Raw genomic sequence first — 12,718 nt, 5'->3', positions numbered from 1 at the left:
GGTACGGCCGTACGGGTGAGCGGAGGCGGCGGGTAAGCGGGGCGGCACCGTCACGCGCGGTGCGGCAGCCACCCCTGCTGGACGGCGCGCACGCCCGCCTCGAAGCGGCTGCGGGCGCCGAGGCGTTCCATCAGCTCCGTGGCCAGCCGCCGTGCGGTGCGGTGCGAGACCCCGAGGCGCTTGGCCACCGCCTCGTCCGTCAGCCCGTCCGCGAGCAGCCGGATGGCCGTCGCCTCCTGGGCACTGAGGCCGCCGGCGCTCTTCGGGGCCTCCTCGCCCAGCGGGCTGGCGTGGCTCCAGACGCTCTCGAAGAGGGCGCACAGGGCGGTCAGGGTGCCGTCGCCGGTGAGCACCACGGCGCCGACGGAGGAGTCGTCGGTCCGCACCGGGATCACGGCGCTGGTCCGGTCGACGATGATCATCCGAGTGGGCAGCGTCACCGCGGTACGGACCTGACCCCCCTGCCGGGTGAGCCAGTCGAGGTACTCCACGGTGGCGGGCGAGTTCCGGATGCTGTCCAGATAGATCGTTCGCAGCTGGACGCCGCGCTCGCGGAGTTCGAGGTTGAGTGGTTTGGCCGCCGCGATGTCGTCGGGAGTGTGCGCGCCGCCCGGGGCGAAGGTCATCACCTCGTGCCGCACCTGCCGGGTCAGCGCGGCCAGCCGGTCACGGATCCGGTCCATGCCGAGCAGCCGCTCCACGCCGGCCTCGACATTGCCGGCCGGCTGCAACTCGGCGTACTCGGCGATGAGTTGGGCGGCGACGGTGCGGGAGGCCTCGATCCGCAGCTGCTGGGCGGCAAGTTCGGTCTGCTGACGGGCTATCAGGAGCTCCATGCCGACGTCCGGCGAGACGGCACGCAGCTCGCCCTGCCGCCCGTGCGCCGGTCGAAGCAGCGCCAGCTCGCTGAGGCTGTCCAGCGCCTGCCGGACCGATTCGTCACTGAGACCCAGTCGCTGTGTCAGCACCGCGATCCCATCCTGTGGATGGGCCAACATCGCGCGATACACCGCTTCCGACTCGGTATCCAGCCCCAGCATCGACAACATCCCCGTACCCCCGTTAAGCGTCAGTCAGACCACACTGATCGTGCGTGATCCTGCCATAGGCGTCTGTTCGCATACCAGGGGCGGTTCTTGGCCTCTTTGGGCCCGGGCCGGAACGGGCCAGCTTGACCATCTATGGCGTGGATGCCTGGATTTGAGACGGTCGGATGCATGTATCTCATCCACGTCCAGCTGCGGCCGCCGGCTTCCGGCGGCCGGCTCCCCGACGGCATCGGCACCCTGCTGCGGGCCAACGCGCTGCCCGCTGACGGCATCGAGCACATCTCCGTGCATGCCCAGGCCCATCCCTATCCGACGCTCGGCCTCTATCTGACGGCCGACTGCCTCCTCACGGCCGAGGAGCGCGCGAGACTGCTCGCCCGTCGCTGGGTGGCCGAGCTGCCGGCGCTGGCCCACTGGCAGCGGGTCAGCGCCGAGGCTCCGTTTGTCGCCCCCTTCTACGAGCGACTGCTGTCCGCTTCCGGCCCCGGTGGACTGAACGGGCCAGGGCCGTTTCGGTCCAGCTGATCCGCCTTCCGCCGGCCCTGGATCGCGACGAAGCTGGTACTCGCCAGCAGGGAACACCGCCCGGCAGGCAGGACCGGACGAAGCGTCACCGCGGGACGCGAAGCCGGATGGACCGTCATCTTTCACCGCTCAGAACGGGGTTCTCACCATGTTCCGGATTGCCAAGGCCACCGCGGTCGCCGCCCTCGCCCTCACCGCCGCCCTGCTGCTCCCCGCGGCTGCCGACGCGTCCACCGCGCAGATCGCCGCGGCCACCGCCCCGCAGAGCACCGTCGCCGCCGACGCCGGCACCACCGTCGCCCCGAACGACATGATCTGGGGCAGCTCCGTGACCCCGAACGACATGATCTGGGGCGGCTGACCCCGAGGCGGACACCTCCGCTCCCACCTGCGGCCGTACGCCCGACCGCTGCTCCTGCAGGGCAGCCGTCCATCCCGGCCGCGTGGTCAGCCCCGAGCGCCTCCAGCCGCTGGAGGCCCGCGCTCTCTCATCGATCGCCAGGCCGACGGGTCCACCATGCCCGGAACAAGGGGAAGTTCACCGTGAAGCTCAAGAAGTCGACAGTTCTTCGGACCGCCGCCACCCTGTCCGCCCTCTCCGCCGGTGCACTGGCGACGGTGGTCCTCACCACCGGCGCGCACTCCGCCCCCCTCGACCTGGTCGGCGCCCGGGTCAGCCCGCCGGCTTCGGTCGGCGCTCCGGCCGCCGGTTCGCCCGCCGCCACCGCCTCGCCGACCACCGGCGGTTCGCCCAGCGCCTCGGCTCCCCCGCCCGGCAGTCCGGATCCCGCTGCCGCCTCGCCGGCCACCGCCGGTTCACCGAGGACCTCGGCGTCGGCCAAGCCCGCGGCGCCCGCCCCCGGCGGCGCTCCGGCGGGCTCCGGTGCCGCGTCGAACACCGTGGCCGCGCCGCCGGCCCCGCTGCCCGCCGCCCAACTGCCGGACAGCGCGGTGGCCCAGTGGAAGCCGATCGCCCCACCGCACACGCAGCCCGTCCAGCACCAGATCCAGCTCAACGAGTGCGCCGACGTGAACGGCGCCGCGACCTGGCAGCAGCAGGGCTACGTCAGCTCCTTCAACACCCCTGCCATCCAGGACACCTTCACCTTCACCGACGCCACCGCCGCCCAGGACTCCTACCGCTCGGTGCTCGCCGGGATGGACGGCTGCCAGGCCAAGTCCGATGCCCTGCAGACCGCTTCGAAGATCACCCCGGATGCGCAGGTGACCCGGACCGCGACCACCGCGGACGGCACCGCCTACACCCGCCAGTGGACCGGAGTGGTTCCGATCTCCGCCCCCGGCCGCCAGACCGACCACATCTACCTGGTCCAGCGCGGCGACGTGCTGACCGTCCTCCAGTACGCGGTGCCGGTCACCACGACCGGCGCCACCCCCCAGACGCCCGATGACGACCAGAAGCAACTCGCCGTTATCGATGCACAGTTGACGACCGCTTCGAGCAACTGACCAGCGGTCACCGCACACCCTCGTGCGAACAGTCCACCAACTCACACCCAAGGAAGCCCCTCCCATGACCAGCTTCTCCCGCCGCTCGCTGCGCACCTTCGCCACCGTCGTCGCCGCCGGTGCCGCCGCCTCCCTGTTCACCGCGGCTCCGCAGGCGCACGCCACCTCCAGCATCGGCGGTCAGATCACCCGCAGCGAGGTGCTGGCCCGCGCCCAGTCCTGGGTCAACAACGGCGTCCCGTACAACCAGGGCGGCTACGCCCCGGACCCCGAGGGCACCAACTACCGCGAGGACTGCTCCGGTTACGTGTCGATGGCCTGGCACCTGAGCTCCAGCCTGGTCACCTCGACCCTGCCGAGCGTCTCCACCCAGGAGAGCTTCTCCAGCCTCAACTCCGGCGACATCCTCGACTACACCGCCGAGCACACCTTCCTGTTCGCCAACTGGACCAACCAGGCCAACGGTGACTTCACCTACTACGCCGAGAGCAACCCCAACGACCCGACGCACGGCCCGACCGCGGCCAACATCAACAGCTCCAGCCTGGAGGGTTGGCCGACCAGCTACTACGGCGCCTACCGCTACAACAACATCGTCGACGACCCGGCGACCCCGGCGCGTCCGGCGCGGGTGGCGGCGGGTGACTTCAACGGTGACGGCAAGCTCGACGTGGTCGGCATCGACGCCAACAGCAACATGCAGTTCTACCCCGGCGACGGCGCCGGCGACGTCAGCGGCCCCGGTACCCCCATGCTCGGCACCACCGGCCTGTGGGCCAACTTCAAAGCCATCGCCTCCGGCGACTTCAACAGCGACGGCAAGACCGACATCGCCGGCATCGACGCCAACAACAACATGATGCTCTACACCGGCGACGGCAACGGCCACCTCACCGGCGGCACCAACATGATGCCCGGCACCAACGGCGCCTGGGTCAACTTCAAGGCCATCACCGCAGGCGACTTCACCGGCACCGGACACATCGGCATCGCCGGCATCGACGCCAACAACAACCTCATGTTCTACCCCGGCGACGGCAACGGCCACCTCGGCACAGGCATCCCCATGCTCGGCACCAACGGCGCCTGGGTCAACTTCAAGGCCATCACCGCAGGCGACTTCACCGGCACCGGACACCTCGGCATCGCCGGCATCGACGCCAACAACAACATGCAGTTCTACCCCGGCGACGGCACCGGCCACCTCAGCAGCGGCAGCCCCATGCTCGGCACCACCGGCCTCTGGTCAGGCTTCCACGCCATCATGGCCGGCGACTTCACCGGCACCGGCAAACTCGGCATCGCCGGCATCGACGCCAACAACAACCTCAAGTTCTACCCCGGCGACGGCAACGGCCACCTCAGCGCAGGCACCCAGATGCTCCCCGGCAACGGCCTCTGGGTCAACTTCTAACCCACCACCGGACGCCAGGGTCCCGGTTGGCCCTGGCGTCCACCCGCGCTGCCCAACCCCTAGCCCCAGCACCGAACTTCGGAGGATCGCCGTGCCTCGGCCCGCCACTCTCAAGCCCGTTCACAAGACCGCGGCCTTCGCCGTGCTGCTCTCCGGAGCGCTGCTCTGCACCATCGCTCCCTCGGCGCACGCCGCCTCGGTCGCCACCTGGGAGAAGGTCGCCCAGTGCGAGAGCAGCGGCAACTGGAGCATCGACACCGGCAACGGCTACTACGGTGGCCTGCAGATATCCAGCTCCACCTGGGCCGCGTACGGCGGCACCGCCTACGCCTCCGAGGCGAACCAGGCAACCGAGGAGCAGCAGATCCTGGTGGCCGAGAAGATCCTGGCGTCCCAGGGTCAGAACGCCTGGCCGACCTGTGGCCCCGCGGCCAACCTCGCGGCCGACACCGCCAACCCGTACCCGTCGAGCCCGCCATCGACCCCGCCGGCGCCGACGCGTCCGGCGCGGGTGGCGGCCGGTGACTTCAACGGCGACGGCAAGCTCGACGTGGTCGGCATCGACGCCAACAGCAACATGCAGTTCTACCCCGGCGACGGCGCCGGCGACGTCAGCGGCCCCGGCACCCCCATGCTCGGCACCACCGGCCTGTGGGCCAACTTCAAAGCCATCGCCTCCGGCGACTTCAACAGCGACGGCAAGACCGACATCGCCGGCATCGACGCCAACAACAACATGATGCTCTACACCGGCGACGGCAACGGCCACCTCACCGGCGGCACCAACATGATGCCCGGCACCAACGGCGCCTGGGTCAACTTCAAGGCCATCACCGCAGGCGACTTCACCGGCACCGGACACATCGGCATCGCCGGCATCGACGCCAACAACAACCTCATGTTCTACCCCGGCGACGGCAACGGCCACCTCGGCACAGGCATCCCCATGCTCGGCACCAACGGCGCCTGGGTCAACTTCAAGGCCATCACCGCAGGCGACTTCACCGGCACCGGACACCTCGGCATCGCCGGCATCGACGCCAACAACAACATGCAGTTCTACCCCGGCGACGGCACCGGCCACCTCAGCAGCGGCAGCCCCATGCTCGGCACCACCGGCCTCTGGTCAGGCTTCCACGCCATCATGGCCGGCGACTTCACCGGCACCGGCAAACTCGGCATCGCCGGCATCGACGCCAACAACAACCTCAAGTTCTACCCCGGCGACGGCAACGGCCACCTCAGCGCAGGCACCCAGATGCTCCCCGGCAACGGCCTCTGGGTCAACTTCTAACCCAACACCCAGGCCCCCGCATCCAGTTCAGGGATGCGGGGGCCTCGGCGGTTGCCGGAACGCCACGGGCGGTCGAATCAGCCCGCGCGCTCACCGCGCCTCAACGTTCACCGCCTCGACGTTCACCGCCTCGACGTTCACCGCCTCGACGGCGGGCGAGGCGGGGCCGGCCGGTCTGGGGATGGTCTTGCCGCGGTGCAGGGCGCGTTCCAGGTCGCCGACTGCCTGGGCGAGCAGGCGGGAGGCGGCGCTCAGCAGGTCGAGGCGGTCCAGCTGGTCGGGGGACGCGTCCGCCGTGGCCGCCTCGCGCAGTTCCTGTTCCCAGGCGTGCTGGGCGGCGCGCAGGCGGGTGAAGTCGACGGGGTGGCCGGCGCGGACGGCGGTGGCGGCCACCGCCGTGGCGTCCACCAGGGCGGCGGCGAACCGGTCGGCGCCGGGCACCGGCCGGGCGTCGGTCGGCGGGAGGTGGGCCTCCAGCAGCAGGCCGGTGCGGGCGAGCAGGCCGACCGCCGCCCGAGCCTTGTCGAGTTGCTTGGCGGGCAGCGCGTGGCAGAGCACGTCCCGGACCGGTTCGGCCGCGGCGTGCTCGATCGCCTGGATGAGTTCGGCGCGCGCGGCGCGGGCGTCCAGCAGGGCGGTGCGGACCTCCTGGCGCGGGTGCGCGGCCGGGTCGCCGAAGACGGTCAGCACCGTGGCGCAGTAGCGCCCGTTGGTGTCGATCCAGCCGGCCAGCCGGTCGGCGAGGCGGGCCGAGGCCCAGCTGGGGAAGAGCGCGAAGATGACCAGGGCGACCGCGCCGCCGAGCAGGGTCAGGCCGATCCGGTCGGCGGCGATGGTGAGCGGGCGGCCGCCTTGCAGGCCGAGCAGCAGCACCACGTAGGCGGAGACGCAGGCGGTCATCAGCGCGTAGCCGGTCCGGCTGGTCAGGTAGGCGCCGCCGATGCAGAGCACCGCGAGGGCGGCCGACCACCAGGGGCCCGGGTGCAGCAGTTCGACGACGGCCGTGCTGACCGCGACGCCGACGGCGGTGCCGGCCAGCCGGGCGACGCCGCGACTGAAGGTCTGGCCGAAGTCGGGCCGGATCACCATCGCGGCGGTCAGCGGCGCCCAGTAGGGGCGGGGCAGGCCGGCCAGGTCGGCGACCAGGTGGGCCACCGTGACCACCGTCGCCAGCCGCACCGCGTGGCGCAGCACCGGCGAGCCGGGGTTGAGCTGACGGCGCACGGCGCGCAGCACCAGCGGCACCATGCCGAAGAGCGAGGGGCGCAGCAGCGCGCCGCCGCTGCCGTGGGTCGGGGCGGCCACGGTGTCGTGGCCGTCGTGGGCGCCGTGGTCGAGGGTGTCGACGGCCCGGCCGAGCAGCGTGGTCAGCTGCCGGGCGGCGGCCCGCGCGGGGCCCGGCAGCGGCGGGGCCTGGGGGCGGGCCGGCGACGGAAGCGCGGGCTGCGGGGCCGGCTGCGGCGCGGGCTGCTCGCCTGGGGGCGAGACCAGCGCGGTGGCCGCGCGCGGCAGGTGGAGCGGTTCGCCGGTGCGGATCGCCAGGGCGAGCGCGTCCAGCGTCTGGGCGGCGGCGGCCAGCAGTTCGCAGACCCGGTCGTGTTCGGCGCCGCTCTCCGGCGCGCCGCCCCGGGGGTCGGCGAGCGCGGTGAGCGCCGGACGCATCGACTCGGCCAGGCCGCGCAGGCCGCGCAGCTCGGGCGGGCGGTGGCGGTCCTGCCAGGGGGTCAGCTCGGAGGCGTGCCGGGCGGTCATCAGCGCCGCCGGGTCGACAGGGGTGGTCGGGTCCTCGCGCAACTGGCGGGCGTAGTCGGCCAGTGAGCCGTACGCGTCGGCGAGCGCGTCGCGCTGGGCCCGCCAACTGTCGATCGGCCAGAGCGTGATGACCAGCGCCTGCACCGCGCCGCCGAGCGCGCAGACCAGCGCGTGCTCGGCCGCGGTCGCCACGCTGACCGGCAGTTGGACCACCACCAGCATCACCGAGACCGTGGTGGCCGCGACCACGCCGCCGGTGGGTCCCACCGACCAGGCGAGGCCCGCGAGCAGTGCCCAGGCGGCCAGCACCACCGGGAAGAGGCCCGGCACCGAGACGGACAGGTAGCCGGTGAAGGTGCTGACGCCCAGTCCGATCCCGGCCGCCACGGCGAGCGAGGGCCGGGGCCGGAAGCTGCGTTGGAAGGTGGCGGTCCCGGCGATGAAGGCGCCCATCGCCGCCGAGGTGGCCAGCCGTGGGCCGCCGAGCGCGAGGGTCGGGAAGAGCACCAGCGCCACCGCGAGCGCGCCGCGCGCGGCCCGCTTGGGGTTGGTCAGGGTCCGGTCCAGGTGCAGCCCGGTACGCGCGGTGTCGCGCAGGGCGTCGATCCAGGGCATGGCGACCAGTTTATGCGGACGATCGCCCTCCGCAATGGTCGGTGCAGTGGCGGGCGCGGTGGCGGGCCGGGCAGGGCCTGCGGGCAGGGCCTGCGGGGACAGGACATCCGAGGCCGCGTTTGAGGTTCCCGCGCGGCAAGGTTCCAGGTTCTCCTCATGGCGGACGGACCTGAGCTGATCACGGTCGGTCAACTGGCGCGTCGCGTCGGGCTGACCGCGAAGGCGTTGCGGCACTACGACCGGGTGGGGCTGCTGGCGCCCGCCGTGGTCGATCCCGGGGCAGCCCCGCTTCTGGTGAGGCGCGGTCCGGGCAGCCGGTGGGCCACCGTTCGGTCCGCGCCGAAATGTCCGGGCACCAGGATCGTCCCCAGCGCCGTCCCGCCGTCCCACCGCTGAGGAGTCCCCCGTGCCCCACGTCCAGACCGTCCTCGGCCCGGTCGAGCCCGCCCGGCTCGGCCGGGTGCTCTCCCATGAGCATCTGCTCTGCCTGGCACCCGGCCCCGGGCTCGGCCAGGATCCCGTGGACCTGGCGGTGGCGGCGCTGCGCGGGCTGGCGGCGTACGGGGTGGACACGGTGGTCGACCTGAGTCCGTACGGGGATGCCGGGCGGGACGCGGACGGGGCGAACGTGGAACTGCTGCGGGAGGTCGCGCGGCGCAGCGGGCTGCACATCATCGCGGGGACGGCGACCTATCGGGCCGAGTTCAGCCCGGCGTGGGTGCGGGCGGCCGGGGTCGCCGAACTCACCCGGAGATTCGTGGCGGACGCGACGCGGGGGATCGGCGGCACCGGCGTGCGGGCCGGGATCCTCGGCGAGCAGCCGACCGGGCTCGACGAGGTGACCGCGCACGAGGAGACCGGGCTGCGGGCCGCCGCGCGGGCGCACCACCAAACCGGGCTGGCCATCAACACCCACACCACGCACGGCACCATGGCGCTGGAGCAGCTCGCGATCCTCGACCAGGAGGGGGTGCCGCGCGACCGGGTGGTCCTCGGGCACCTCGACAACCATCCCGAACTCGACTACGTCCGGCGGGTGCTGGACACCGGGGTGAACATCGCCTTCGACTCGGTCGGCAAGCAGTGCTGGGACCTGCGCACCCCACCACCGGCCCGGACGCCACCCGACGGGGAGTACCGCAAGCGCGCGCTGCACCAGGCGGACCTGACGCGCGCGGACCGGCTGGCCCGGCTGGTCGACGAGGGATACGCCGAACAGATCCTGCTCTCACAGGATCTGACTGGTAGTCAGTCCTACCTGAACCCCACGACCCACGGGCAGTGGGGATACCGCTACCTGCCCGCCGTGTTCACCGGCATGCTCACCGAACGAGGCGTCGGCGAAGCGCAGTTGACGGCCATGCTGCGGACCAATCCGGTGCGGCTGCTGACCGTCGACGGCTGAGCGTGCGCCAACTGGTCGGCTTCGGACGTCCTTCGGGCACCGCAGCGCCTCCTGCCGGCGGGCGTCCCCCCAGCACCGTCAGCTGCGGAGGAGGGCGAGCTCGTTGTCCCTGCACGTGGGCTGTCCGGCGATGGGGACCGAGAGGCCGGTGCGCTTGAACCCGACCTTGCCGTACATCGCTTCTGCTCGGGCGTTGTCCTGGTGGACGAAGAGCCGGACGCGTTCGACCGGCGGCTCGGTCAGTGACCAGGACCACCCCAGGGCGGCTTGGAAGAGTTCCTCCGCGAGCCCGGTGCCTCGCGCCTCAGGTCGGACGAAGACGCCCACGATGTGCGTCTGCGGCACCTCGGGGACGTCGCCGAAGAAGGTCTCGACGCCGGGCCGTTCGACGAGCACGGTGGCCATGCCGAGCCAGTGTCCGTCCGCGGCCTCCGCGACGAACTGCCGACTGGTCTTCCCCTCGGCGGCTCCGGCGGCACGGCCCTGCCAGAAGTCGTCGGGCCGGGCGACAGCCTGCTCGTAGGTGTCGAGGAAGGCGAGATGCGCGATCGGATCCCGCAGCGCGTCCAGCCGCAGCGCCTTGATCTTGATCCAGTCTTCCTGCCGTACGGACCTGATGGTGGTCTGCTTCATCTGCCGATCTTCCCATCGGCCCTGGTACCGGTCGCAACTGGATTCCCCCGGTCACCGGCCTGCTGCGTCAACCCCCGAGGGACTTCCGAAGCCACCCGCCAAAGCCGCCCGCCAAAGCCACCCGTTAGGGCGTTCCCCGGCTCGCGTGCGCGGCTAGCACGGCCAGGTAGCGGCGGTGCACGTCCTCGCGGTCGGCCGGCTCGGGCACCGTCTCGGCACCGAGCCGGTCGATCATCTCGGCCTGGTCGAGCAGCACCTTGCACTGCTCCTCGCTGACGGCTTCCACCATGATCTCGGTGAGCGCGTCGAGCTGGCGGATCAGCACGGCGGGCATGCCGTGCGCCGCCTGGCGGATCTTCTCGAAGGCCCGCTGCACCAGCCGCTCGTAGCTCACCGGGGCCGCCAGCACCCGGATCCGGCCCTCGGCGTCGCGGTGCACCGGATTGGGGTCCCAGCCGGCGGCGACCCGGCACAGGCTCTCGCCGAGCCAGTCGATGCAGGTCAGCGCCGTGAACGTGTCGTTGACGGCGGTGGACAGGGCGCGGATCGCGATCTCCACCAGCTGGTCGACGGCGAAGGCGATGTCCTGCGCCAGGGTGCGGGAGGGGCCCGTGATGTGCGCTCGGGCGAAGCTGCGGGCCACCTCGGGGGCCGCCTCGGGCGGCCAGACGGTGGCCAGCTGGTGCCCCTGCACCAGGAAGTGGCCCGGACGGTGGTCCAGCCTGATCACCGCGTCGAGTTCGCTGGCGATCCGCACCAGCGTGCGATGCCGGACGAACTGCAGGTAACCGCTGGCCGGGGCCGGGACGGTGGCCCCTTCGGCGTCCAGGCGGGAGTTCAGCTGGTCGACCGGGGGGCCGTGCTTGACCCCGCCCTCCCACTCCGGCTCCCCGGCGCCGGCCTCGATGGCCGCGGAGAGCTCGGCGGCGATCGAGGCGATCACGTGCGGCAGTTGGATCGAGGTCGCGATGTGGTGGATGAAGTGGATCAGGACCGCCAGATCCAGCAGGACCAGCACCATGCAGACGGTGATGGTCAGGTGCGGCACGAAGTCGCCGTGCGAGGCGGGGCCGATGGAGATCAGCGCGAGCATCGCGAAGACGAAGGTGGCGACGAAGGTGCCCAGGGTCAGCTGGGTGGTGAGGTCGCGGATGAAGGTGCGCAGCATCCGTGGCCCGAACTGGGTGGAGGCCAGCGTCAGGGTCACGATCATGATCGAGAAGACCACACCGACGACCGTGATCAGCGCCGCCGCGATGGCGGCCAGGATCTGCCGGGCGGCGTCGGCGGTACCGCTGATCACCCAGGACGGCAGAGTGATCGCGCCGCGGTAGGCGGCGCGGTCGAGCGACCAGGTGGCGAAGAAGAGGCCGACGGCGAGCAGCACCTCCAGCGTCGGGACCAGCCACAGGTTGGTGCGCAGCGCCTCCTTGCGCCACTGCGACTCCAGGTGGACATTGCCGATCACCTTGCCCACCACCAGTCCCTTACCAGGCCAGGTCGGATACCTCCACCCTAGACAGGGCTGCCTGGTCCCGCGCTCTCAGGCGCCGGGCCATGACGAACGCACCCCCGGGCCGCGGGTCGCGGCCTCAGGCCCCGACCCGCGGCCCGGCCGACGTCCGCCGCTGGTACGTCTCGGCCGTGGCGCGCAGTGAGTCGAGCAGCGCCGCCACCGGGGCGACCCGGACCATGTCCGGCCAGAGCAGCGCGAAGATCCGGCGGGCCGGCCAGTCGCGCAGCGGACGGGCCACCACGCGCGGGTCGTTGTGCGCGCCGACGCCGAGCTCGTTCATGATCGCCACGCCGATCCGGTTGGCCACCAGGCAGTGGATGGTCAACTGGTCGTCGGAGGTGGCGGCGACCTTCGGGGTGAAGCCGGCCGCCTGGCAGGCGGCCAGGAAGCGCTCCCGGCCGCTCTCCAGCACCCAGCGCTCCCCCGCGAGTTCGCCCAGCGCCACGGTCGGTGCGGCGGCCAGGGGATGATCGGCGGGCAGCAGCACGCAGCGGCGGTCGGAGAGCAGCGGCAGGCGCAGCAGCCGCGGGTCGGGCAGCACGCTCTGGCCGTCCGTCTGGTCGAGTTCCAGGTCGCACATCATCGCCAGTTCCACCTCGCCGGCCGCCACCAGGCGGTGCGAGACGGGGCACTCGGTCTGCGTCACGACCACCTCCAGCTCGGGGTGGCTGCGCCGCAGCGCGCCCAGCGCCGCCGGGACCAGCGCGACACAGCCGCTCTGCATCGCGGCCAGCCGGACCTGGCCGCCGCCGCTGGAGGTGAGGGTGGCGACCTCGTCCTGCGCGGTGCGCAGCGCGGCGAGCACCGTCTCGGCGTGCCGGGCCAGGGTCTGCCCGACCTGGGTGAGCCGGATGCCGCGCCCGCTCTTGGTCACCAGGGCCGCGCCGACGGTGCGCTCCAGCATCCGCATCTGGTAGCTGACCGCGGGCTGGCTGTAGCCGAGGGCGTCAGCGGCTGCCGTGTAGGTCCCGGTGCGGGCGACTTCGGCGAGCACCTGGAGTTGGCGCAAATCGAACATTGATCAAGGATAAAGGATGTTTATTGC

12 protein-coding genes are annotated in these 12,718 nt (G+C 72.0%); 7 read left to right on the top strand and 5 right to left on the bottom strand.

The window, feature by feature from the left end; genetic code table 11:
• Window positions 1-50: 50 nt before the first annotated feature.
• Window positions 51-1,049 (bottom strand): helix-turn-helix domain-containing protein, encoded by a 999-nt coding sequence (locus OG403_RS29160; RefSeq protein WP_329569609.1) that lies wholly within the window; start codon window positions 1,047-1,049, stop codon window positions 51-53.
• A gap of 168 nt (window positions 1,050-1,217) precedes the next feature.
• Here OG403_RS29160 and OG403_RS29155 point away from each other — a divergent pair, with 168 nt between their 5' ends.
• From OG403_RS29155 to OG403_RS29135, 5 genes are all read left to right on the top strand, one after another.
• The gene (locus OG403_RS29155; RefSeq protein WP_329569607.1) at window positions 1,218-1,574 is read left to right on the top strand and encodes a hypothetical protein; all 357 of its coding nucleotides are present in this window, start codon (window positions 1,218-1,220) and stop codon (window positions 1,572-1,574) included.
• A gap of 148 nt (window positions 1,575-1,722) precedes the next feature.
• Window positions 1,723-1,935 (top strand): hypothetical protein, encoded by a 213-nt coding sequence (locus tag OG403_RS29150; RefSeq protein ID WP_329569606.1) that lies wholly within the window; start codon window positions 1,723-1,725, stop codon window positions 1,933-1,935.
• A 182-nt stretch (window positions 1,936-2,117) separates the two neighbouring features.
• Complete coding sequence (locus OG403_RS29145; RefSeq protein ID WP_329569605.1) at window positions 2,118-3,044, top strand: hypothetical protein; 927 nt, start codon at window positions 2,118-2,120, stop codon at window positions 3,042-3,044.
• A 64-nt stretch (window positions 3,045-3,108) separates the two neighbouring features.
• The gene (locus OG403_RS29140; protein ID WP_329569603.1) at window positions 3,109-4,458 is read left to right on the top strand and encodes an FG-GAP repeat domain-containing protein; all 1,350 of its coding nucleotides are present in this window, start codon (window positions 3,109-3,111) and stop codon (window positions 4,456-4,458) included.
• Window positions 4,459-4,549: 91 nt separating this feature from the next.
• On the top strand, window positions 4,550-5,752 hold the full coding sequence (locus OG403_RS29135; RefSeq protein ID WP_329569601.1) for a transglycosylase family protein: 1,203 nt from the start codon (window positions 4,550-4,552) through the stop codon (window positions 5,750-5,752).
• Between the two features lie 90 nt (window positions 5,753-5,842).
• Here the strand turns inward: OG403_RS29135 and OG403_RS29130 are convergent, their stop codons facing one another.
• Window positions 5,843-8,119: an FUSC family protein gene (locus tag OG403_RS29130; protein WP_329569599.1), complete on the bottom strand. Its 2,277-nt coding sequence runs from the start codon at window positions 8,117-8,119 to the stop codon at window positions 5,843-5,845.
• Window positions 8,120-8,275: 156 nt separating this feature from the next.
• On the opposite strand from OG403_RS29130, the gene OG403_RS29125 reads away from it, so the two are divergent.
• The gene (locus tag OG403_RS29125; protein WP_329569597.1) at window positions 8,276-8,515 is read left to right on the top strand and encodes a MerR family DNA-binding transcriptional regulator; all 240 of its coding nucleotides are present in this window, start codon (window positions 8,276-8,278) and stop codon (window positions 8,513-8,515) included.
• Window positions 8,516-8,525: 10 nt separating this feature from the next.
• Window positions 8,526-9,524 (top strand): phosphotriesterase family protein, encoded by a 999-nt coding sequence (locus tag OG403_RS29120; protein WP_329569595.1) that lies wholly within the window; start codon window positions 8,526-8,528, stop codon window positions 9,522-9,524.
• Between the two features lie 78 nt (window positions 9,525-9,602).
• On the opposite strand, the gene OG403_RS29115 is transcribed toward OG403_RS29120, so the two are convergent.
• The 3 genes from OG403_RS29115 to OG403_RS29105 all read right to left on the bottom strand — a co-directional run bounded on the left by OG403_RS29115 (window position 9,603) and on the right by OG403_RS29105 (window position 12,691).
• Window positions 9,603-10,157 carry a GNAT family N-acetyltransferase gene (locus OG403_RS29115; protein ID WP_329569593.1) on the bottom strand — a complete coding sequence of 185 codons (555 nt, stop codon included), beginning with the start codon at window positions 10,155-10,157 and terminating at the stop codon, window positions 9,603-9,605.
• Window positions 10,158-10,281: 124 nt separating this feature from the next.
• A complete protein-coding gene (locus tag OG403_RS29110; RefSeq protein ID WP_329569591.1) occupies window positions 10,282-11,634 on the bottom strand; it encodes a DUF2254 domain-containing protein in 1,353 nt (450 codons plus the stop codon).
• 115 nt (window positions 11,635-11,749) lie between these two features.
• A complete protein-coding gene (locus tag OG403_RS29105) occupies window positions 11,750-12,691 on the bottom strand; it encodes a LysR family transcriptional regulator (RefSeq protein ID WP_329569589.1) in 942 nt (313 codons plus the stop codon).
• Between the last annotated feature and the right edge of the window lie 27 nt (window positions 12,692-12,718).

The organism is Kitasatospora sp. NBC_01266 (assembly GCF_036242395.1).
GTDB lineage: Bacteria > Actinomycetota > Actinomycetes > Streptomycetales > Streptomycetaceae > Kitasatospora.
This window is presented reverse-complemented; position numbering and strand designations above follow the sequence as displayed.